This is a genomic window from Thalassotalea sp. LPB0316, from assembly GCF_014898095.1.
In the GTDB taxonomy this organism is placed as follows: domain Bacteria; phylum Pseudomonadota; class Gammaproteobacteria; order Enterobacterales; family Alteromonadaceae; genus Thalassotalea_G.
Genome location: NZ_CP062946.1, coordinates 2,270,237 through 2,291,053, shown reverse-complemented (window position 1 = coordinate 2,291,053; position 20,817 = coordinate 2,270,237). Strand labels below are relative to the sequence as shown.

Genomic DNA, 20,817 nt, shown 5'->3' with positions numbered 1-20,817 from the left:
CATTTTTATGACATTCAAAAAATCACTGCAACACACCAACTAAAGCTTAGCAAAAATTACCATAAAAAACATAAGGTAATATTTTTTTATATTAAAAGCGCTATAAGCGGCGTGATTTTTGCAAATCTTTTCAATAGCTAGGCTAGCGGTAAATAAGGGTGACAGTATGCAAACGTTAAATATTATTGAAAATTCGTCGTCGAGTTTTAATGCTTTTCAATTATTTAATGAAAATCCATTAATCTCTTCAGAGCGATTATTAAACTTAGTTGAGCAATTACAAAGCACATTGTGTTTTGAAAGTTTAATCAACCGCTTTGCCATGGAAGCTTCAAAATATGCTGAGTTTACCGGTTTAAATTTTCAACATCGCGATGGCGTTGCCAATATGCGTGGCAGCCGCCCTGGTAAATACAAAGAGCAAATCGAACTAAAAATCAATCAAGAACTCATTGGTGTATTAACTTATCATGTAAACCAAAAATTTAGCGTGACAAGTTTCGACTGTTTACAAGAGTTACACCGCTTTTTAGCCTACCCACTTAAAAATGCGGTATTGTTACACCAAGCCAATCAATTAGCGATGCACGATCATTTAACTGGCCTCAATAACCGACGCTTCTTTGATGATCAACTGAAAAAATCGATTAACCACGCCAAGCGCAATAACAATTTGCTTAGTTTGATGTTACTTGATTTAAACAAGTTTAAGCAAATAAACGACACCCATGGCCATCATGTAGGCGATCTTGTATTAAAAGAGTTTTCACGAGTCTTGGCAGCATCAATCAGGGATTACGATACTGCATTTCGCTTTGGTGGCGATGAATTTGCCGTTATCATTGAAGGTGCAGACACAAAAGCGGTCAGCAATATAGAAGCTCGCATTCATCACAAAACCCAAATGAACTCATTGCTTGCCAAATACGATGTTAGCGCAAGCATTGGTTTTTCGTTCTTACATAACAACGACAACGAAGCCAACTTCTTTAACCGTGCTGATCAAGGTTTGTACAAACAAAAAGTATCACAACCTAGAAAACCACTGCGTATCGTTTAACGACTTTGTGCTCATATCTAACATCCAAGGTCGTCAACATATGCCTCGGGCATCAACTGACAAGATATGAGCACCTTTCTTTTTCGTGATTCCCGACATTACATAGCATTATCACTTCTCCCCGAAACAAAACCGACAAGAGCACATTGATAAACCATTGAAATACTGACAAGTTCTGGTAGTTTAGGAATATAGAGTATTTATCTGCCCTAGTTAGGGATATCAGGCATTAGGTATTTTAAATGGAAGACATAATTAGCGGATTTTTCCGAGCAGTCGGTTATTTGCTTGCTGAAATATTTTTTAACACCGTTTGCTATTGGATTGGCTGGCCTGTTTGTAAAGCTATAACGTTTGGTCACTACCCAAAGGCGAATCAAACTAACGCTGTAGTTGGGCGAAATCAACAAAGCTTTTGGTGTTCGGTTGTGGGGCTGATAGTGATAGCGTCTGCTTTTTATTATATTGTGTTGACCAATAATCAATCGGTTACTGTATAGCAGAGCAATGAAGTACGAAACTGCTAGTGCTTGGCGCAGTTCCTTTTCACTTCACAGTTTAGCCAAGCTTTATTAGCCTCTGACTATGAGCATACAAGAAGATGAGATTATGGAAGCAAAGGATATTACCGCAATTGCGTTAAAACTTTTTGGAATCTACCTACTGGTGAGCGTCGTTACTTATACTCTGCCAATGTTAGGAAACATTCGTTTGCTAGAATACTCTAACGGTGATTTCAACAGCACCAAATATATTACGATAGTTGGTTCTTTTCTTTTATTAGGCCTTTTTGTCTCATTTTTTATATTTCGTTTGTCTAATTCTATTATTGCTAATGCTAAATCGTCTGAGCGCAACAGTGCTGTGATAAACGAAGAGATCCTATTACAAATAATCGGTGTTTATTTTATCGTTTCTGGTGTTTCAGAGTTACCTACAATGGCTGTCTCTTTTTTCAATCCAAAACATGGATATGCATTATTACTATCTTGGCTATTGGGTTACCTGTTTGAAATCGCCATAGGGTTATATTTTTTAATTAACCCTGTAGTTGGGGCACAGAAGTTAAATAAATTGCGAGCGAGAGGTTAATTCTCTGGTTTACAAACATTCAATTAGACAGTTTAATTATTCTTTAATTGGGGTGCTTAACTATTTAGATGATCGCCAAGATATTAATTTATTTTTAACGGCTTCTTCTGCTAAATGGTCACTTGCAAGTAATGCAAGGCATCACCTCCAGGTAAAAATGGCAATGGAGGCGATGAAAGTAGGTGATGCTCTAGAAATGCGGCCAATCGCAGCGGAAATTCTGGAAAAAGCCCCTGAGGCTATGAGAGCAGAAACAATAGCGGTTTTAAAAGAACAAAAGGAAAAGGGAATATGGATGTAATATTTGTCAGTTTATTGAATATGTTGATTTCTGGGTATGTTTTATTAGCCGCTTTTGGCCGAGCTCCTTTCCCCAGTATAGCGTCAGTTATTCCAAGCTTGTATAAAGAAAACAGAGGGATAAAATGGCTTTTCATGACAATTTTCTTCTGTTCATTACTTATTCTCATCAATGGGGTAATCAGCTTTCTTTGAGCAATTTGCATCTTGCATTCAAGACGACATCGCATTGAGCTGTTAAAACTATGGTACTTTATGGAAATTTCTATTCATCAATTAAGAAAACAAGTTTATGCTGTCAGGTTATTCAACACTGTCACCCACTAAGCCTTGAATAAACGGCCGTAAAAGCCCGATGATTAGTGTTTAACTTATAAATAGGCGCTGTTCCACGGCGCTAACGAGAAAGGAATCTACTTTGAACATTAACCCCTCATTCTTTCATCTAGTCAAAGCGCCATTTTGGTGGCAACTCTACCTTGTTTGGTTTATTGCGCTGGTGGTAGGCAATTACCTCGTCATAAATGGAGATATAGGTTGGGGTTATTTAGTTTTATTGCTCCTAACTCTTACCTATGCCCTATTTCATTTTGGCATTATATTTCTCAAAAGTTTTCAGCGCACGTTTACCCGTAAATCGGCGCACTGGAGCAATTGGCACTACTTTGGTTTGGGTTGTCATTTACTCGTTTCTAGCTATTTCACAGTTTTATATATTGCTTACTTTATTGGCTACTTTTAGCTAATACAGGTTTTACTTTGTGCCAACACAGCATCAGCATTACATGGAGGTTATGTGAAGTTTGTTCAATCACGCTTTCAAGATTACTTTTCAAGGTGCTATGAAGCTATATGCTTTCTTGGTTGGTATTTATTAGCGGCAATAGCTTTAGAGATGTTTTTTTCATACGACATTGGTTTTGCTATCAATGCTACTATTGCAGGCCTGTTTACCCTATCCACATTGTTTTATCTTAAATTTACCCAGTCAGGTGGCTCTCAATATTTAGCCTTCGATAACGATAAAATAATATATAAATTTCAGAACGTTGTAACAGAAATCAACCATAGTGATTATCAAGGCTATAAAATTACGAAATTGTTGCCCCATCAAGTTGTTATCTATAACAAGGTTTACGGTAAAACTAAGTTTAGTTATTACGCTTTTTCATCAGAACAACGTAATCAAATATTTGAGCTATTAGATAAAATGTAATACATTCAATTAACTACAGTATTGAACCATTAATAATTGGCTCAGCTAAGTTTAACGAAATAGCTGAGTAACATGACTCTCTAAGTATAAGGATATAGGTTTTTAATGAAACGGATAATCATTGCTCTGCTAGTAATTAGCGCTCTTGCTATATCAGAAGAATCTCTCGCGCGCAGTTCAAATATTTTTAACCTCAACGGTAAAAATATTCCTGTACCAGACAATGTACTATCTCAGCTGCGCGAACACTGGAAAGGTGAAACCAGCATGATAGTGCCAAACAAGATGCTTAACGAAGCAGACATTCGCTGGTCACTCGATTACATTTCAATATTGGAATTAATCAACAATAAAGAGTGTAAATCACTTGAGCTCCTGCAAACTCGAAATTTCGACCCAGTATCAGATACTGATAATTCGGGAGCCCAAATAACGTCTGGGCTATTCGATTACGTGTGGGAAATTAAAGCGTGTGATATCCAGCGACAATACCGCGTAGTGCACCCCAAAGGGATCCCATCATTTGCTATTTATCCAATTAACCTATAACTAGGCGTCAACCTACGCTATTACTAACGCGTAAAATTGTCGGCTACATGGCGATACCAAGATGATTAGCACATTTACAAGAGACCCAACAAGCAAGTGCAATAAATGCGGATTGGAATACAAAGTTGAAAACCTAATTTGTCCTCATTGCGCAGGTAAAACTAATGATCAAATTATTAGAGATATTCACATTCCCCATGCCAAACAGGTGGCAGTAACCTCAAGGCTTGGTCGTTATTTTATTTACCTAGCCATTTTCGTTTTTTGCTTGCTGTTGTTTTAATGGGGTGAACGTATCACTTTTTATATACACTAGATACTTTTTTGACTACGCTTAGCTGTAGGTATTTAACAAACACTATTTATTAAAAATATATAAACAAATTAGCTGTTTAGCTTAATGTCTACTCGTTAATTTAGGAAAGCGACTGTGATAAGTGAAAAAATTAAAATTTACTTCGACAAATCGGTAGATGTTGTCTTTGCGATCATACTTTTGTTTATTATGATCGGGATTGCCATTGGTACAGCTCAGCTACTCGTAACCACTTGGAAGCTCTTCGCCTTTGAGGGCATAACAGGCCACTACATTGACATCATCACTGATGTATTAACGCTTTATGTAATGATAGAGTTATCGAGATCACTGGTTGAATATTTTAACATTCATAAAATCAGGCTCACGTTTATCCTCGATGCGGCGATTGTCTTCATTATTAGAGAAATCTTGATTGCCTTATTCAAACACCAAATCAAGCCGGATATGCTTTATGCATTGTCAGCATTTTTATTTGTTATCGGTGCGCTGCGTGTTGCTACAGTGATTGTCTACCAACGCGAAAAACTAGCTGTAGAAAGCGATAATTTAGGTCATGATGCGAAAAACTAATTGCTAGTAGTTCCTCGAAGCTTTTTGATATTTAATTAAGGTTCCAAGCAACTAAATGGCTTTACACATAATATATTTTCTTGCTGGGCTTGCTTTGCTTATCGTCGGCAGTGAATTACTTATTCGTGGTTCACTTGCCGTTGCTAAACGCTTTGGCATTTCGCCGCTGTTAAGCGGTCTACTGATTGTTGGCTTTGGTACATCAACACCCGAGTTAGTCGTTTCGCTAAATGCTGCAATAAATGGTCAAGCAGATATCGCTATCGGCAATGTTGTTGGCAGCAATATCGGTAACATACTACTCATACTTGGCTTATGTGCTTTAATATCTCCGCTTAATGTCAATATAACAGCAATAAAACGAGATGCGGTTATGGTAATAGTAGCAAGCGCTCTGTTTATAGGACTCGTTGTTGACGGTCATTTAGGGAGAGCTAACGGAGCATTATTACTAGCCGTTTTGCTGTGTTACCTTGGTTGGGCGTACTGGAGTGAAAAGTACCGTGTTGCCCCTTCAGCAAAGCTTCACAAAGCCGAAGCTAAAGAGCTGGCACATATCCCTAAATCTGCTTTATTAACAACGGTCGCAACACTAGGTGGTTTATCACTCTTACTCGTTGGCTCCCATGCATTTTTACTGGGTGTCACATCAATAGCAAATCATTTTGGTGTACCTGAGTCAGTAACAGGCTTAACCGTTGTCGCCGTTGGTACTTCATTGCCAGAGTTGTCGATTTCACTTATCGCCGCAATTCGCCGTCATGCTGATGTTGCCGTGGGTAATGTTTTGGGTAGTAATATATTTAACGTACTAGGGATCTTAGGTATTTCTTCGATAGTTAGTCCATTACCGATTTCATTGAGAGTAGTACAATTTGATCAGTGGGTTATGCTACTTGTATCCGCCCTATTACTTTACTTTCTTTATTCTAGGCGTCAGTTAAGTCGTATCGAAGCTCTACTATTATTGGCTGGCTACGTTGGCTACGTTTGGCTTAGCTTCACCATATTTGCCAATTAACAATTTATCTAAAAAACAAAATTACGTGATGAAAATAAAACGAGATGACCTCGAAGACGGACAAGTTATAGCATTGCTTGAAGAGCACCTTGAAGATATGTATGCAACCTCGCCACCTGAATGTGTTCACGCCCTTGATGTTCAAGCGTTAAAATCGCCCGAAATTTGCTTTTTTAGTGCGTGGCAAGGGAATACTTTACAGGGGTGTGTTGCAATAAAAACACTCTGTCAGCAACATATCGAAATAAAATCGATGAGGACGGCGCGGCACGCTAGGCAATCGGGTGTTGCGAGCCAATTACTAGCGCATGCACTACAACATGCCCATTCATTAGGATACCAAAAAGTTAGCTTAGAAACTGGCAGCCAAGATTACTTCATACCTGCACGTCGTCTGTATGAAAAATTCAATTTTCACTATTGCGGCCCATTTGGTGACTATCAAGAAAATATTCACAGTTGCTTTATGACGAAATTGTTGGATTCGCTTGATTAACTTTTACATAACAATACATACTAGTTATGTGCAGTCATAAAGGCTTCACTACGCAAACCAAAATAAGAGTGATTAGATGCAAATACTGACGCCAAAAAAATTGATAAAAATTATTGTCCCCCTGTTTATCTCAGGCGCGTTTACCGCGCTAGTATTATCCTTAATCAAAGAACATGTGCAGTACGATGGCATGTTTAACGATATTTCGGCTTGGAGTGCATTTTTTAGTGTCTTCGGCATTGTCTACGCTATCGTTGCAGGTTTTCTTTTAGTCACTGTGTTGACGAAATACAGTGATCTTAGCCAAGTGATAGAAAACGAACTAAACGCTATAGAAACCGTGCGCGACTTTCTCATTTATTTAAACGATACCAATAAAGAGCGCAAGAACAACATTCGCAAAGCATTATCAAATTACACCTACTCACTGCTGAATAAAGAATGGCTTGAAATGAGTGTTCCTCGTCAACCCATGGACTCTGACACTTCAGATGAGCTCTATGAAATTATGCGCAAAAGCAAAGAAATTACAGTCAATGCAGATAGTGACAGCGTAGTTTTCACGGCAATTATCGAAAACATTTCTGATATAACAAAGTTACGCACACGAAGGATCTCTCTGGCAAACGAGAAACTTCCCCCAAGGCTAAAAATTTTAATGGTTTTTATGTCTATCGTCTTGGTGGCTGCTTTTATGATGCTCGCAGTGCAAAATATGTACGTTCATATTGCCATTGTTGTCAGCCTTACAGTGGCAATTCATTTGCTTTATATGATCATAGAAGATTTAGACCACCCATTTTACGGTATTTGGAATATCAATCGGATGCCGCTAGATGAATTAGTGACTCGGTTCTCAAAAGAGCAATAGCGAAGAAGCGTTATACCGAAACAGGTATGCTTAGCTCAGTGCGCGAAGTATGGCCTGTTTCTCTTGCTCGGTTGCATCAATATGGATACGCGCAAGACTCACCGCACGTGAAAATTTATCGCTTGTTAGTTGATATACCAAGCGTTTTAGAAAGTACCTGTCTAAACGAAACGCCTTGGCGTAATGCGCAATAGCGGCATCAATATGCGGAAATACCATGCCATCAAAACTAAACTCTTGCTCAATTAGCAGGTTTTCAAGGGCTATACCATTGACTTCTATCGGCCAAGCGCGAAAGTTAACCCGCCCTTTTGCGACTTCATACATAAACCAAGCGCTGCGTTTAAAACCTTCAAAGTTGCCGCCGTCAAATTCACTCTCTTCTAACGCTTGTTTGGTCCAATTAAGGCCAATTGCTAAGTCTTTGCGATAGTGATGGATCAGCATTTTTTTCACCTCACTGCGCACCGCAAAAATATCGTTTACTTGCGCTTTACTAGCAAAGCGATGGCATTCTCCACACGTTGGCATAGTTACAACCGGGTGAACGCAATTGACCACCAAATGGTGTTTATTAGGAAAGGAAAAATATCGGTTGGACGGCTCACCGCAAAACCAACAACAATGACGGTACTCAAAGGGAATACCGATCATCGAATTGAGCTGTTGGTCGCTGGTGATCTCCATTAGCGTCGTTTATTGCGCCCTTTCGTTACCGAGCGATTACCCGAGTTCTTTTGCTTGTTCTTTTGGGCTATTTTACGGTTTTTCGCCTGTGTGGTTTTATATCGGTTTTGCGAGGGCTTTTCGTAGGTTTTTGTCGAGTTTTCCGCTTCTTGTGATGCCGTCATTTCGTAGCCTGGTAACACAATACGGTCAAACTTACGTTTGATAAACGCTTCAATATTCGCTAAAAACTTTTCATCTTTAGGTGAAACTAGTGAAATAGCCGTACCCGTTTTACCTGCGCGCCCCGTTCGGCCAATCCGATGTACATAGTCTTCAGCTAAAAACGGTAAATGAAAGTTGACCACATACGGTAAATCGGGAATATCTAAGCCACGAGCAGCAACATCGGTTGCTACTAATACCCTTACTTTACCCTCAGCAAAATCATCAAGCGCCTTGTTGCGCGCACCTTGTGATTTATCACCGTGACAAATCGCCGCTTTGATACCGTCGAGCTTTAGCTCCTTAGCTAAAATGTTGGCACTTTCTTTGGTACCAGCAAAAACCAACACTTGCTGCCAATTGTTGACACCAATAATTTCAGACAGTAACTCGCGTTTACGTGACTCGGCGACTATATAAACCGCTTGTTTAACTTTACCTGAAGTTGAGTTTTGTTTCGCAACTTCAATGGTTTTTGGCGTTTGTAAAATTTGATTGGCTAAGGTTTTTACTTTGTTTGAAAATGTCGCTGAATACATCAAGGTTTGATGCTTGTGCTTTATCAAATCGAATATCCGATTAATATCACTCAAAAAGCCCATATCTAACATGCGATCGGCTTCATCTAACACAACGTGTTCAACACCCGCAAGGCTCACGTTATTAAGCGCAGTGTGTTCTAATAATCGCCCCGGTGTAGCAATTAAAATATCAACGCCCTGCTTTAGCATCTTGCTTTGGCTCGGCATAGCGCCACCGCCGTAAACCACGCCTGCCGTTACTTCCATAAACTGAGTATAGGCGGTAATGTTGTCGTGTACTTGCTGCGCTAACTCTCGGGTAGGCGTCAAAATAAGCACCTTAACATGATGATTACCGCTAGCTTTTTTAGGTGCAATTAAATCAATAAGAGGTAGAGAAAAAGCCGCTGTTTTACCGGTTCCCGTTTGTGCGCTAGCAAGTAAATCACCGCCTTTGCGAATCAAAGGAATAGATTTTTGCTGAATCGGTGTCAGATTTTTATAACCGCAACTTTTAACAGCTTTCAATAAATCAGCCGATAAGCCAATAGCATCAACACTCATGTTTGTACCTCAAGATGAAAATCGGCGCGATTATAACAAACTCTTTGAATAAACGCGTTTATTTATTCACTATCGAGTAACCACGCTTTTGCACTTTGAGCATCCTCGTAGGCAAATAGCTGTACTTTAGCGCTAACAAAGTGGGTTACCAAAGGCGTAATCAGGTTGCCAATAACGGAATCAGTAACCAAAGCGACTTTGGTAATAAACTTGTGATGCTCTTGAACAAAGCTCAAATGGGTGAGTAAAGCATTGAAACTTTCCCACCCGGGAAATTCCTTGGTATAGATCATCACGCCTTTTAAACCACCTGACTCCGCAATATACGGGTCGATAATCGCCTTAGCTTCCAAAAAATCAGCTTCGCTAAGTGCACCGTCTGGCTCTAAAATAGCAATACCATAATTGGGTTGTAACGTTACGTGTAACATAGGTTTTACCTTAACAACGAATAAACAACTCTTAGCATTGTAGCGGCTAACTTACGATTTATCTCGTTTTGACCAAATTCCCTCAGTTAAGCCAAGCTCGAGCTCTTTTTGTCGATCGACACCAAAGGTTGGGATATGGCCACTGGCTAATTGTTTGTCGTAATCGCGAGTAATATATACGATCGCTTTAGTCAGTAAGATGATCGCAGTGACGTTAACCAAAGTCATCATAGCAACAGACAAGTCGGCCAGTGCAATGACTTGCGTTAACGTGGCTTGAGAGCCAATGACAAGCATAACTAAAAAGCCGATACGCAAAAACCATCGGCCAATAAAGTGATCGAGTTTAATGTACTTTAAGTTGTTATCAGCGTATGCAAAGTTAGCAACAATTGAGGTAAAGCCAAAGACCAAAATAGCAAATGAAATAAACTCACGTCCCCAGTCGCCAACTTGCAGTGCTAATGCTTGCTGGGTTAATTGAATACCTTCAGCTGAATTGACCGACCCCTTGGCGAGTAAAATAACAAATGCGGTACACGAACAAATCACGATAGTATCGAAGAATACCGCTAGCATTTGAATAAAGCCCTGAGACACAGGATGCGGCGGGTAAGGCACTGCGGCAGCCGCCGCATTGGGTGATGACCCCATACCCGCTTCATTAGAATACAAGCCGCGTTTTATACCTTGCAATGCTGCACCAAATACGCCACCGACAACTTCTTCTAAACCAAAGGCTGATGCTATGATGCTATAGAATATAGCAGGTACGTGCTCAATATTAATGATCAATACAGCGCCTACGACTAACACATATGCTAGCCCCATAAACGGTACGGTAATTTCGGCAAATCGCGCGATTTGACGCAAACCACCTAAGATAATGGCGGTAGCGACTATGGTGATGACAATTCCGGTATGCAGTGGTTCAAAACCAAATGAGCCCTGAAACGCTTGCGCGATAGAATTGGCCTGTACGGCACTAAACACAAAGCCATAGCCAAAAAATAAACACAGCGAAAAAGTAATCGCCATTGCTTTACTATTTAAGCCCTTGCGCATGTAATAAGCAGGGCCACCGCGAAACTCACCATTTTCGCCTTTTTCTTTATAAAGTTGTGCCAAAGCACTTTCAACAAATGCCGTCGCCATCCCTAAAAAAGCGATAACCCACATCCAAAAAACCGCGCCAGCGCCGCCTAAAGAGATAGCAACAGCAACCCCCATGAGGTTACCCGTACCAACACGAGCAGCTAACGTTGTACATAATGCTTGGAAAGAAGAGATGCCTTGACTTGACGATTGGGTGCTCATTTTTAGCACCGAAAACATATGAATAAAACGAGTAAACTGAATGCCTTTTAATCTTAAGCTAAACCAAATACCACAACCAATTAACACATAAATTAAAATGTCATTCCACAAATAGCCATTGAGGGTGTCGACCCATTGTTCAATCATACTAAAACCTAAATTGCTGAGATGTTAGTACCTTAACAAAAATCTCACGATGTTTCGTAGTCAAGTTGTTATATCTGATAAATATTTTGTTAATTGTAGCGTTTATAGCCATAAAAAAACCCGCACTTGGCGGGTTTTAAGCTAACTAGTGTTTTATAACGCTTTGCTAATGTCTTCAACTGATGATTTAGCATCACCGAAAAGCATTTGCGTGTTTTCTTTAAAGAACAATGGATTTTGCACACCGGCATAACCTGTATTCATTGAACGTTTAAATACCACAACGTTTTTTGCGTGCCACACTTCAAGTACTGGCATACCAGCAATTGGGCTCGTTGGATCTTCAGCCGCAGCTGGATTGACCGTATCATTAGCACCTATCACGAGTACAACATCAGTTTCGGCAAAATCATCATTGATTTCTTCCATGCCTAAAACAATATCGTAAGGTACTTTAGCTTCAGCTAAAAGTACGTTCATATGCCCAGGTAAGCGCCCTGCTACTGGGTGAATACCAAAGCGAACTTCTACGCCCATGCCTTTAAGCTTCTGGGTTAGCTCGTGGACAGGATATTGTGCTTGAGCAACGGCCATACCGTAACCGGGTGTGATGATTACAGACTTAGCATTTTTTAGTAACTCAGCAACGCCCTCAGCTTGAATTTCCACGTGTTCACCGTAATCAGTATCGGTATCAACTTTAACATCGGTACCAAAACCACCAGCGATAACACTAATGAATGAGCGGTTCATCGCTTTACACATAATGTAAGATAAAATCGCACCTGATGAACCAACTAGCGCCCCTGTAATAATTAACAAATCATTACTTAGCATAAAGCCTGCTGCCGCTGCTGCCCAACCAGAATATGAGTTAAGCATTGAGACCACTACCGGCATATCTGCGCCACCAATAGATGCCACCAAATGCCAACCAAACACCAATGCAATCAGTGTCATAACAAATAGCGGTGTATTAACGCCACCTTGGTTAACAAAGCTGATCATCAATAAAAAGCTAATAACACCCGCCGCTAAGTTCATTTTATGACGATGTGGCAACATCAGTGCTGCAGAATTAATAACGCCACGCAGTTTACCAAAAGCAACCACTGAACCCGTAAAGGTTACCGCGCCGATAAACACGCCGAGAAATACTTCTACTAGGTGAATATTGTGTGCAACATGTTGCGCGTCTGTAAGCGTTACCGACATACTATCTTTCATTTCAAAATAGCTGTTATAACCAACCAATACCGCCGCTAAACCAACAAAACTATGTAAGATTGCAACAAGCTCTGGCATTTGGGTCATTTCAACTTTTTTCGCCAGTTTCAAGCCGATCGTGCCACCGATGAGCATAGCAACAATAATCACGCCAATATTGTCAACTCGCGGATCGGCAATGGTTGCAAGTAAGGCTATTGTCATACCGACAATACCGTACCAATTACCTTCTTGTGCTGTTTCTTGTTTACTTAAACCGCTTAAACTAAAGATAAATAGCAGAGCCGCGACAATATACGCCGCGGTAATTAAACCTTGAGAAATTTCCATTGTGCTCCCCTACTTCCTAAACATCTTCAACATGCGGTCGGTCACCACAAAACCACCAACGATATTAATCGTGGCTATTAAAATGGCAAACGCCGATAGCACTTGGATCAATAAATTATCATTGCCAACTTGTAAGATAGCGCCAACAATGATGATGCCCGAAATCGCATTGGTAACACTCATTAGCGGCGTGTGCAGTGAATGGCTGACATTCCAAACCACGTAATAGCCAACCACACAAGCTAAAACAAATACCGTGAAGTGCGATAGAAAATCAGCGGGTGCAACACTAGCTATCCAGCCAAAAACACCGGCTGCTAAGGTCATCGCCCAGTATTTTTTCGACTTGTCTTTCTCTGTTGGTTCCTGCTCTTCAACTTTACTCACTTCTGGCTTAGCTTGAGGCTTAGCTGGCGCAGCACTGACTTGAATTGGCGGTGGCGGGAAGGTAATTTCACCTTGATTAACAACCGTCATATTGCGAATAACTTGGTCGTCAAAATCAATAACAAACTCACCGTCTTTTTCAGGACACGTTAACTTAGTTAAGTTGACTAAGTTATTGGCATAAAGTGCCGATGATTGATTAGGTAAACGCGAAACTAAATCGGTGTAACCAATAATTTTAACGCCGGCAACCGTTGACACTTTGCCCGGCTTAGTTAATTCACAATTACCACCACCCGCAGCGGCTAAATCAACAATGATACTGCCTGGTTTCATCGACTTAACCATTTCAGCAGTAATCAGCTTAGGTGCTGGTTTACCTGGGATCATCGCCGTTGTGATAATGATATCAACTTCTTTTGCTTGCGCTGCAAACAAAGCCATTTCAGCTTCGATAAACGCCTTACTCATTTCTTTGGCGTAACCGTCACCTGAGCCAGCATCTTCCTCTTCTTCGTAGTCGAGCTCTAAAAACTCTGCGCCCATACTCTCGATCTGCTCTTTAACTTCAGGTCGAGTATCAAAAGCACGAACAACGGCACCTAAGCTCCCAGCAGTACCAATGGCAGCTAAACCAGCTACACCAGCACCAATAACCATTACTTTTGCAGGGGGTAAATTGCCAGCAGCGGTAATTTGACCTGTTAAGAAACGACCAAAATGATGAGTAGCTTCCACTACCGCGCGATAACCAGCAATGTTAGCCATCGAACTTAACGCATCGAGTGACTGTGAGCGGGTCATTCGAGGCACCATATCCATCGCCAATGTATTAATTGATTTGTTTTTTAACGCATCGAGTAGCTCTTGATTTTGCGCTGGCGAGATAAAACTTACCAAGGTGGCGTTGTCTTTCATTAAGTCAACTTCTTCGAGAGAAGGCGCGTTAACTTTATAAATAATATCGCTTTGCCAAGTTTCTTCCGCCGTTAAAATCGTAGCGCCTGCATCGGCTAAATCACTGTCATTGAAACTTGCTTTTTTACCAGCATTTTTTTCAACAACAACGTCAAAACCTAAATTGATCAGCGCTTTTATCGAGGTGGGTGAAGCGGCTACCCGATTCTCCCCTGATATTGTTTCTTTGGGTATTCCTATTCTCATGAGGCACCTTATGTTCCTGTGAAAATTATTATTAACTACCAATTCGCTCGATTGGTATTTTGCATGCGATCGTACCTATTGTTTGATTAGTACTTTGTTTCTTATTGTAATTTTTGAGCACATGCGGTTAATGTTTTACCACTTTATGACTGTTTTATATACCGATTTTTGTTTTAACTTATATTATTTTCATTATTGATCGTTAAAATGACTGTACAGGCGGCGAGCGTTCTACCATGGCGCCAATAAAAGTAATAAAAAAATAGATAGGAAGATTATGATTTACCAACTTGCAGAGCATCAACCCATTATCGATGAAAGCTGTTTTATCGCACCAACAGCAGCGGTAATTGGGCAAGTGATGTTACACAAAAACGCCAGTGTATGGTTTAACGTAGTAATGCGGGCAGATTGCGATACCATTACGGTAGGTGAAAATACGAACATTCAAGATGGCAGTATTTTACATGTTGATGAAAAATTCCCACTAACGCTTGGCACTAACGTAACAATAGGCCATAAAGTGATGCTACACGGCTGTACGATAGGCGATAACAGCTTAGTAGGTATGAATGCCGTAGTGTTAAACGGCGCTAAAATCGGTAAGCACTGTTTGATTGGTGCAAACGCCCTCGTTACCGAGGGGATGGAAATACCTGACGGCCACATGGTACTGGGCTCGCCGGCAAAAGTCATTAAACCATTAGATGAAAAAACACAGGCGTTGCTCAAACACTCCGCTGATCACTATGTTAACAATGCACAGTTTTTTGCTGAACAGTTAACAGAAATAAAATAGACTTTGTCCTGAAAGCGCTCCAAGCCGTTAGTCGATATCGTCTAACGGCCAAGTGACGATATATTTTTCAAAATCGTCTAATGACACTTCATTATCTTTAACCACTTTGCCACGCACCGACATACCGGCGGCATGCATTTTTGTTTTTTTACCGCCGTTTAATAACGGATGCCAAGAAGGCATACCTCTGCCCTCTTTAAGTCGGCGATACGTACAACTCGGTGGCATAAAAAAAACATCGTCGATATTATCTTGCGTTAAACGCACACAATCAGGTACTAATACCGTGCGCTTTTCATACTGAGTACATTGGCATGTTTTATCGTTTAACAAATGACAAACAATCGAACTGTGTACCATCTGCTCGTGATCTTTAATGTGATCAGTAGGCTTTAGCTCGTCTTGTTCATCGACATCAGGATCGTCAATAAACTTGTGTAAACAACATTTAGCGCAACCATCACACAACGACTCCCATTGCTCACGACTCATTTCTTCGAGTGTTTTGGTTTCCCAAAAAGGTACTACTTTTGAGCCTTGTGATTTAGCTTTATTACGCGCTTTGTTTTTAGCCATTAACAGATGCTCTATTCAATTGGCGGGAATTTTATGCGATCAGATAACACACCAACCGAACTGACAAAATAGTAGGAAAAATTCCAATGCATTAACGATTTGTAATTGTCGTAGGCTAAATAGACACGGCCGTTTTCATCATCGGGAAAAACCATCGCCGCTTTGATATCGACTTTTGGTAAATCTCTACCATCAGCGCGGCGCACACCTAAAGCTTGCCATTCAGCCATTGTTTTAGCGTAACTATCCATGGCCTTTAGCCAGTTTTTACGACTCCCCGTATTGCGAGGTACAGCCTGTGAAACATCAAAGTTGTCAGGTAATTTAACTTGACGTCCCCAAGTTAATGCGTCATTCCAACCTTCTGTTTTAAGATAGTTTGCCATTGATGCAAAAACATCAGCTTTATTGCCCCAAATATCTTTTTTGCCATCGCCATCACCGTCAACTGCGTAGGCGAGAAAAGAGGTCGGCATAAATTGGTTTTGCCCCATAGCGCCGGCCCATGAGCCTTTCATATTTTCAACTTTGATGTGGCCTTCATCGAGAATTTGTAGTGCCGCGAATAACTGCTTTTTGAAAAAGGCTTCACGGCGCCCCTCATAGGCCAACGTTGATAGTGCAGAAACCACATTATAGTTACCCATGATGCGGCCAAAGTTGGTTTCAAGGCCCCACAGTGCAACGATAAAACGCGGTTGAACACCATATTCTTCACCAACTTTGGTTAATAGCTCTTGATTTTCTTTATAAAGCTTACGGGCGCGATTAACTTTCCACTCAGGCACGCGTTTGGGTAAGTAAGTATCGAGTGTTTCAACGGTTTCAGGTTGGTTGCGATCTGCCTTTACTGCGCGTTTGTGAAAAGTGACGTTAGCAAAGCTATCTTCTACAAATTGTTCGCTGTAACCTTTGGCTATTGCTTCTTGCTTGATTTGCTCAATATATTGCTCAAAGGTCGGCTTTTGCTCTTGACCAATGGCGTGGAAGGAAACACTTAATCCAATTGCTGAGCTCGCAATAAGTTTAATTAAAGAATTCATTTTACTCATATTCTGAACGACCTTGCGCTTTTAAATGCTCTTTTAATAAGTCTTCTTGTGGCGGTGGTAATTGTAAATAGAAACCGTTGTCGACAAGCTCTGTTTTTACTTTGTTGATGTCGGCAAAAGCTAATTTATCTTTTTTCGCCAAATTAACTAAGGTAACCAATACTGGTTTACCAAATGTATTCAATAATGGTTCAGGGACACGAGAAAAATCATCTCGTTTTTCAACAAATAAATAGGTTTGCGCTTTTTTCGGGCTTTTATAAACCGCACATAACATGGAAATAACCTTTCGCGTAAATTAGAAAATGTAACACCAATCCCGTTAAACTTTTACTCACTCAGCGAGAATTTAACGGGGTTGGTGTAATATAAATTATTGGTAATTATTGGCAATAAATTTTGCTAATTGCTCGCCAATCAATGCGTGACGCCAACCGCATAGTAAGTCGATACGCTCGTTAGTTTGACGATAATTATTGAGGTTAAACTGCCATTTTAGCAGTTGATTCATCTGTTTTTTCGAAGCAAGTACTGCCATCGGTACTTGGTTAGCATCGGCCTGCTGCGATAAGAAGTTTTTTAATCGTTTAAATATTTGTTTGTAACCGGCTGCAGTATCAAGGCGCTCAATTTTTTCAGGATAATCATCTGGGCTATCGGCTCTAGCCGCTTTGAGTACATTTAACATCGCTTTACCTTTATAGCGAACGTCTTGCATATCACAACCTTCAAGGTTGAGCATGGCTGAAACACTCTTTGGATCGTGCAAGGCTAAGGTAAACAAGGTTGGATCTTTAGCGACAAAACTAATCGGTAAATCGCGCTTTACCGCTTGTATATACCGCCAGTTAGCTAAGTGTTTTAAGCGGTTTAAGCCACTTGGCGCTAGTTTCCAACTCAGCTTAACATCTTGATATAAGCTCATTGGGTCAATAACTTGCGCTTTTTTGTTGATTAACTGCAAAGACTCTTCCTCAACCGCAGTTAAATAGCCTTTCGCTTCGATTTCAGCCAGTAATTTGGGAAACAGTCGGTATAGATAATAAACATCGGCTGCCGCATATTGTATTTGGTTATCGCTCAACGGGCGTTTGATCCAATCAGTTCTCGATTCGGTTTTATCTAACTCTACATCAAGAAAATGTTTGACAGTCGCTGCATACCCTACCGAGATGCCGTGATCGAGAAATGCCATCATAATTTGGCTATCGAGCATATTGTTAATCGTGATATTACCACTCGTGGCAAAAACCTCGAGATCTTCACTACAAGCGTGTAGCACTTTTAAAATGTTGTTATTGGTGAGTAATTGCCAGAACGGTGTTAAATCGTCGACCGCTAACGGATCAATACAGGCTGTTACCTGGCTACTACCAACTTGTAACAGCCCCAGTTTGGGAAATAAGGTGCGCGTGCGGACAAACTCAGTATCAATCGCTAATACGCTTTCTTCGGCAAGTTGTTGACATAATTCTACGAGTTCGGTTTGGCTTTCAACCGTAAAAATTTGATGTTCCATCAAGTACACGCTTTGTAATGTAATCTAAAAGAAAATGAGCACTGATAACGCAAGTGCTCATTTAGATTCGAGGATAATCATCCCGGTTAATTTCTGCGACGGCGATTAGACTGTTGCTGACGCATATGGTGTTTTTTCACCGAACGACGAATACGTCTGTTTTTGGCGTTATCAATCGCTTTTTCATCCACTTTCACTTTTGATTGTGTTTCTGGCGGCAATTGAACCAATTTGCGATAGTAATTTACGTCTTTGATCCCTAACTCAACCCAGCCACCAAGCGGCAACTGACGCTGCAATTGAATATCACCGTAGCGCACGCGAATTAGACGACTTACTTGTACGTCTTGGCTTTCCCATAAACGTCGTACTTCGCGGTTTCGACCTTCAGTTAAAACAACGTGAAACCAATGGTTGCGCCCTTCACCACCGCGATAAGTAATTTTATTGAATTTAGCTGGGCCATCTTCTAATTTAACCCCGTTGCGCAAGCGCTGTAACATCGCATCATCAACTTCGCCAAACACGCGCACGGCATATTCACGCTCGACTTTGCGCGATGGGTGCATTAAGCGGTTGGCAAGTTCACCATCAGTGGTAAATAACAACATGCCTTGGGTATTAATATCTAAACGACCGACGGCTATCCAGCGACCATTTTCTAACTTAGGCAGACGATCGAATACCGTTGGTCGACCCTCGGGATCTTTACGGGTACACATCTCACCTTCAGGTTTGTTGTACATCAATACCCGACAAATATCTTTATCTTTCGACTGAAGTGCGACCAAGTGACCATCAACACGGATCTGCTCAGTTCCTTCAACACGATCGCCTAAAAAGGCGGTTTTACCATCAACGCTTACTCGGCCTTGACTAATAAAAGACTCCATTTCACGACGTGAGCCTTTTCCTGCGCGAGCAAGTACTTTTTGCAACTTTTCAGACATAGTCTTTATCTCTTACGTCAGTAGTGCTTACCTTATCAGGCACTGTCTGCTGACTCTTTAATGGGAGTTAGGTCATCTGCCAAGTTCATCGTAGGAACTGGCATTAGCTCAGGTAACTGAGCTAACGACGTTAACGAAAAATAATCGAGAAACGCTTTGGTTGTGGCATAAAGCGAAGGCCGACCAGGCACTTCTTTGTGGCCAACAACTTGTATCCACTCTCGATCTTGTAGCGTTTTCATTATGTGACTACTCACCGCTACGCCGCGAACTTCTTCAATTTCACCGCGCGTAATGGGTTGTTTGTAGGCAATTAACGCTAAAGTTTCAAGTAATGCTCGAGAATACCTCGGCGCTTTTTCTTGAAACAAAATAGATAACTCTTGTGCAACTTCATCGACAGCTTGAAACCGATAACCAGAAGCAACCTCAAGAAATCTTATGCCGCGATCTTGATAATCGGCTATTAACTGAGTAATCGCCTGATTAAATTGTTGCGAGCTTACCTGATACGGGCTTAAAACCGTTGATTTAATTTGATTTTTTGACAAGGGTTTATCGGCAACAAAAACTGCTGCTTCAATTAATTTAACCACTTGCTTATCATCAATTTTTTTCATCAGGCAAGTTTAACCGAAATTGTACCAAAAGCGGTAGTTTGAATACATTTTATTAGCGATTCTTTTAACAGCTCCAAAATCGCAAGAAAACTCACCACAACCCCTGCCCGGCCTTCTTTAACATCGAACAATTGCACAAAATCTAACATCTGTTCAGGCGATGTTTGTAATTGCGATAAAATCAAACTCATCCGTTCGCGCGTGGATAAGGCCTCTTTGTGAATGTGATGATGCTCAAACGCTTCACTTCTTTTAAGTACGCTTTGCATAGCAAAGACGAGCTCTTGTAGGTCAACATCGGGTAATTGTATCTGCAATTTATAGGCATCGGGCATCATGGCTTGGCCGGTGAAGTTATCGCGCTCTAACCTTGGCAATTCATCGATTTTTTCCGCCGCTTGCTTAAACACTTCATACTCTTGTAAGCGTCTAACGAGTTCTGCACGAGGATCGAGTTCATCTTCTTCAATCGCTTGCTTGGGCAGCAACAGCCTTGATTTTATTTCCGCTAAAATAGCGGCCATCACCAAGTACTCTGCCGCAAGCTCCATATTAAAGTCTTTCATCACTTCAACATACTGCATGTATTGCTGAGAAATAGGTGCTATCGGTAAATCCAAAATGTCGAATTTTTGTTTGCGAATTAAATAAAGCAGTAAATCAAGGGGCCCTTCAAAGCTTTCTAAAATGACTTCAAGGGCATCGGGCGGAATAAACAAGTCTTGCGGCTTTTCGATCACCGCTTCACCTTTGACAAAAGCAAGCGGCAATTCTTGTTGGATCATGGCACCATGTGGTGACTTGTTATCTTCATTAGCTTGCATCGCA

At 40.8% G+C, this 20,817-nt stretch carries 23 protein-coding genes; 10 read left to right on the top strand and 13 right to left on the bottom strand.

Annotated features, from left to right (window positions below):
• Positions 1–166: 166 nt before the first annotated feature.
• The 9 genes from LP316_RS10165 to LP316_RS10125 all read left to right on the top strand — a co-directional run bounded on the left by LP316_RS10165 (position 167) and on the right by LP316_RS10125 (position 7,494).
• Positions 167–1,060 (top strand): GGDEF domain-containing protein, encoded by an 894-nt coding sequence (locus LP316_RS10165; protein ID WP_193020879.1) that lies wholly within the window; start codon positions 167–169, stop codon positions 1,058–1,060.
• 585 nt (positions 1,061–1,645) lie between these two features.
• Positions 1,646–2,152, top strand: a complete 507-nt coding sequence (locus LP316_RS10160) for a hypothetical protein (RefSeq protein ID WP_193020877.1) — start codon at positions 1,646–1,648, stop codon at positions 2,150–2,152.
• Between the two features lie 52 nt (positions 2,153–2,204).
• Positions 2,205–2,453, top strand: coding sequence for a hypothetical protein (locus LP316_RS10155; RefSeq protein ID WP_193020875.1), 249 nt, complete (start codon positions 2,205–2,207; stop codon positions 2,451–2,453).
• 795 nt (positions 2,454–3,248) lie between these two features.
• Positions 3,249–3,668, top strand: coding sequence for a hypothetical protein (locus LP316_RS10150; RefSeq protein ID WP_193020873.1), 420 nt, complete (start codon positions 3,249–3,251; stop codon positions 3,666–3,668).
• 105 nt (positions 3,669–3,773) lie between these two features.
• Positions 3,774–4,217 carry a hypothetical protein gene (locus LP316_RS10145; RefSeq protein ID WP_193020871.1) on the top strand — a complete coding sequence of 148 codons (444 nt, stop codon included), beginning with the start codon at positions 3,774–3,776 and terminating at the stop codon, positions 4,215–4,217.
• Positions 4,218–4,647: 430 nt separating this feature from the next.
• Positions 4,648–5,106, top strand: coding sequence for a phosphate-starvation-inducible PsiE family protein (locus LP316_RS10140; protein ID WP_226960718.1), 459 nt, complete (start codon positions 4,648–4,650; stop codon positions 5,104–5,106).
• 55 nt (positions 5,107–5,161) lie between these two features.
• Complete coding sequence (locus LP316_RS10135; protein WP_193020868.1) at positions 5,162–6,127, top strand: calcium/sodium antiporter; 966 nt, start codon at positions 5,162–5,164, stop codon at positions 6,125–6,127.
• Between the two features lie 28 nt (positions 6,128–6,155).
• Positions 6,156–6,623, top strand: coding sequence for a GNAT family N-acetyltransferase (locus tag LP316_RS10130; RefSeq protein ID WP_193023877.1), 468 nt, complete (start codon positions 6,156–6,158; stop codon positions 6,621–6,623).
• 76 nt (positions 6,624–6,699) lie between these two features.
• Positions 6,700–7,494 carry a DUF4239 domain-containing protein gene (locus LP316_RS10125; protein WP_193020866.1) on the top strand — a complete coding sequence of 265 codons (795 nt, stop codon included), beginning with the start codon at positions 6,700–6,702 and terminating at the stop codon, positions 7,492–7,494.
• Between the two features lie 30 nt (positions 7,495–7,524).
• Here the strand turns inward: LP316_RS10125 and LP316_RS10120 are convergent, their stop codons facing one another.
• The 6 genes from LP316_RS10120 to LP316_RS10095 form a co-directional block, all read right to left on the bottom strand.
• Positions 7,525–8,025, bottom strand: coding sequence for a hypothetical protein (locus LP316_RS10120; protein WP_226960717.1), 501 nt, complete (start codon positions 8,023–8,025; stop codon positions 7,525–7,527).
• 155 nt (positions 8,026–8,180) lie between these two features.
• Positions 8,181–9,470, bottom strand: coding sequence for a DEAD/DEAH box helicase (locus tag LP316_RS10115; protein WP_193020864.1), 1,290 nt, complete (start codon positions 9,468–9,470; stop codon positions 8,181–8,183).
• Between the two features lie 62 nt (positions 9,471–9,532).
• Positions 9,533–9,901, bottom strand: a complete 369-nt coding sequence (locus LP316_RS10110) for an STAS/SEC14 domain-containing protein (RefSeq protein ID WP_193020863.1) — start codon at positions 9,899–9,901, stop codon at positions 9,533–9,535.
• Between the two features lie 51 nt (positions 9,902–9,952).
• Complete coding sequence (locus LP316_RS10105) at positions 9,953–11,365, bottom strand: alanine/glycine:cation symporter family protein (RefSeq protein WP_226960716.1); 1,413 nt, start codon at positions 11,363–11,365, stop codon at positions 9,953–9,955.
• A 153-nt stretch (positions 11,366–11,518) separates the two neighbouring features.
• On the bottom strand, positions 11,519–12,916 hold the full coding sequence (pntB, locus tag LP316_RS10100; protein WP_193023874.1) for a Re/Si-specific NAD(P)(+) transhydrogenase subunit beta: 1,398 nt from the start codon (positions 12,914–12,916) through the stop codon (positions 11,519–11,521).
• 15 nt (positions 12,917–12,931) lie between these two features.
• Positions 12,932–14,473: a Re/Si-specific NAD(P)(+) transhydrogenase subunit alpha gene (locus tag LP316_RS10095; RefSeq protein WP_193020862.1), complete on the bottom strand. Its 1,542-nt coding sequence runs from the start codon at positions 14,471–14,473 to the stop codon at positions 12,932–12,934.
• A 277-nt stretch (positions 14,474–14,750) separates the two neighbouring features.
• Between LP316_RS10095 and LP316_RS10090 the strand changes: the two genes are divergently transcribed.
• Positions 14,751–15,272 carry a gamma carbonic anhydrase family protein gene (locus LP316_RS10090; protein ID WP_193020861.1) on the top strand — a complete coding sequence of 174 codons (522 nt, stop codon included), beginning with the start codon at positions 14,751–14,753 and terminating at the stop codon, positions 15,270–15,272.
• 27 nt (positions 15,273–15,299) lie between these two features.
• Here LP316_RS10090 and LP316_RS10085 read toward each other — a convergent pair whose 3' ends face one another.
• The 7 genes from LP316_RS10085 to LP316_RS10055 all read right to left on the bottom strand — a co-directional run bounded on the left by LP316_RS10085 (position 15,300) and on the right by LP316_RS10055 (position 20,813).
• Positions 15,300–15,848 carry a YcgN family cysteine cluster protein gene (locus LP316_RS10085; RefSeq protein WP_193020860.1) on the bottom strand — a complete coding sequence of 183 codons (549 nt, stop codon included), beginning with the start codon at positions 15,846–15,848 and terminating at the stop codon, positions 15,300–15,302.
• Between the two features lie 11 nt (positions 15,849–15,859).
• Positions 15,860–16,891 carry a lytic transglycosylase domain-containing protein gene (locus tag LP316_RS10080; protein ID WP_193020859.1) on the bottom strand — a complete coding sequence of 344 codons (1,032 nt, stop codon included), beginning with the start codon at positions 16,889–16,891 and terminating at the stop codon, positions 15,860–15,862.
• 1 nt (position 16,892) lies between these two features.
• Entirely contained in the window at positions 16,893–17,177 is a 285-nt protein-coding gene (locus LP316_RS10075) for a YcgL domain-containing protein (RefSeq protein WP_193020857.1), read from the bottom strand.
• Positions 17,178–17,273: 96 nt separating this feature from the next.
• Entirely contained in the window at positions 17,274–18,419 is a 1,146-nt protein-coding gene (rnd, locus tag LP316_RS10070) for a ribonuclease D (RefSeq protein ID WP_193020856.1), read from the bottom strand.
• A gap of 86 nt (positions 18,420–18,505) precedes the next feature.
• Complete coding sequence (rluB, locus tag LP316_RS10065; protein ID WP_193020855.1) at positions 18,506–19,369, bottom strand: 23S rRNA pseudouridine(2605) synthase RluB; 864 nt, start codon at positions 19,367–19,369, stop codon at positions 18,506–18,508.
• A 35-nt stretch (positions 19,370–19,404) separates the two neighbouring features.
• Positions 19,405–19,989: an SMC-Scp complex subunit ScpB gene (scpB, locus tag LP316_RS10060; RefSeq protein ID WP_193020854.1), complete on the bottom strand. Its 585-nt coding sequence runs from the start codon at positions 19,987–19,989 to the stop codon at positions 19,405–19,407.
• A complete protein-coding gene (locus tag LP316_RS10055) occupies positions 19,989–20,813 on the bottom strand; it encodes a segregation and condensation protein A (protein WP_193020853.1) in 825 nt (274 codons plus the stop codon). The genes scpB and LP316_RS10055 overlap by 1 nt, the downstream gene beginning before the upstream one ends.
• Positions 20,814–20,817: the final 4 nt, after the last annotated feature.

What these genes read in the sequence shown, in the direction of transcription:
- LP316_RS10165 (WP_193020879.1), top strand. Translation starts at nt 167, where the DNA reads ATGCAAACGTTAAATATTATTGAAAATTCGTCGTCGAGTTTTAATGCT.
- LP316_RS10160 (WP_193020877.1), top strand. Translation starts at nt 1,646, where the DNA reads ATGAGCATACAAGAAGATGAGATTATGGAAGCAAAGGATATTACCGCA.
- LP316_RS10145 (WP_193020871.1), top strand. Translation starts at nt 3,774, where the DNA reads ATGAAACGGATAATCATTGCTCTGCTAGTAATTAGCGCTCTTGCTATA.
- LP316_RS10135 (WP_193020868.1), top strand. Translation starts at nt 5,162, where the DNA reads ATGGCTTTACACATAATATATTTTCTTGCTGGGCTTGCTTTGCTTATC.
- LP316_RS10130 (WP_193023877.1), top strand. Translation starts at nt 6,156, where the DNA reads ATGAAAATAAAACGAGATGACCTCGAAGACGGACAAGTTATAGCATTG.
- LP316_RS10125 (WP_193020866.1), top strand. Translation starts at nt 6,700, where the DNA reads ATGCAAATACTGACGCCAAAAAAATTGATAAAAATTATTGTCCCCCTG.
- LP316_RS10120 (WP_226960717.1), bottom strand. Translation starts at nt 8,025, where the DNA reads ATGCCAACGTGTGGAGAATGCCATCGCTTTGCTAGTAAAGCGCAAGTA.
- LP316_RS10115 (WP_193020864.1), bottom strand. Translation starts at nt 9,470, where the DNA reads ATGAGTGTTGATGCTATTGGCTTATCGGCTGATTTATTGAAAGCTGTT.
- LP316_RS10110 (WP_193020863.1), bottom strand. Translation starts at nt 9,901, where the DNA reads ATGTTACACGTAACGTTACAACCCAATTATGGTATTGCTATTTTAGAG.
- LP316_RS10105 (WP_226960716.1), bottom strand. Translation starts at nt 11,365, where the DNA reads ATGATTGAACAATGGGTCGACACCCTCAATGGCTATTTGTGGAATGAC.
- LP316_RS10095 (WP_193020862.1), bottom strand. Translation starts at nt 14,473, where the DNA reads ATGAGAATAGGAATACCCAAAGAAACAATATCAGGGGAGAATCGGGTA.
- LP316_RS10090 (WP_193020861.1), top strand. Translation starts at nt 14,751, where the DNA reads ATGATTTACCAACTTGCAGAGCATCAACCCATTATCGATGAAAGCTGT.
- LP316_RS10085 (WP_193020860.1), bottom strand. Translation starts at nt 15,848, where the DNA reads ATGGCTAAAAACAAAGCGCGTAATAAAGCTAAATCACAAGGCTCAAAA.
- LP316_RS10080 (WP_193020859.1), bottom strand. Translation starts at nt 16,891, where the DNA reads ATGAATTCTTTAATTAAACTTATTGCGAGCTCAGCAATTGGATTAAGT.
- LP316_RS10075 (WP_193020857.1), bottom strand. Translation starts at nt 17,177, where the DNA reads ATGTTATGTGCGGTTTATAAAAGCCCGAAAAAAGCGCAAACCTATTTA.
- rnd (WP_193020856.1), bottom strand. Translation starts at nt 18,419, where the DNA reads ATGGAACATCAAATTTTTACGGTTGAAAGCCAAACCGAACTCGTAGAA.
- rluB (WP_193020855.1), bottom strand. Translation starts at nt 19,369, where the DNA reads ATGTCTGAAAAGTTGCAAAAAGTACTTGCTCGCGCAGGAAAAGGCTCA.
- scpB (WP_193020854.1), bottom strand. Translation starts at nt 19,989, where the DNA reads ATGAAAAAAATTGATGATAAGCAAGTGGTTAAATTAATTGAAGCAGCA.
- LP316_RS10055 (WP_193020853.1), bottom strand. Translation starts at nt 20,813, where the DNA reads ATGCAAGCTAATGAAGATAACAAGTCACCACATGGTGCCATGATCCAA.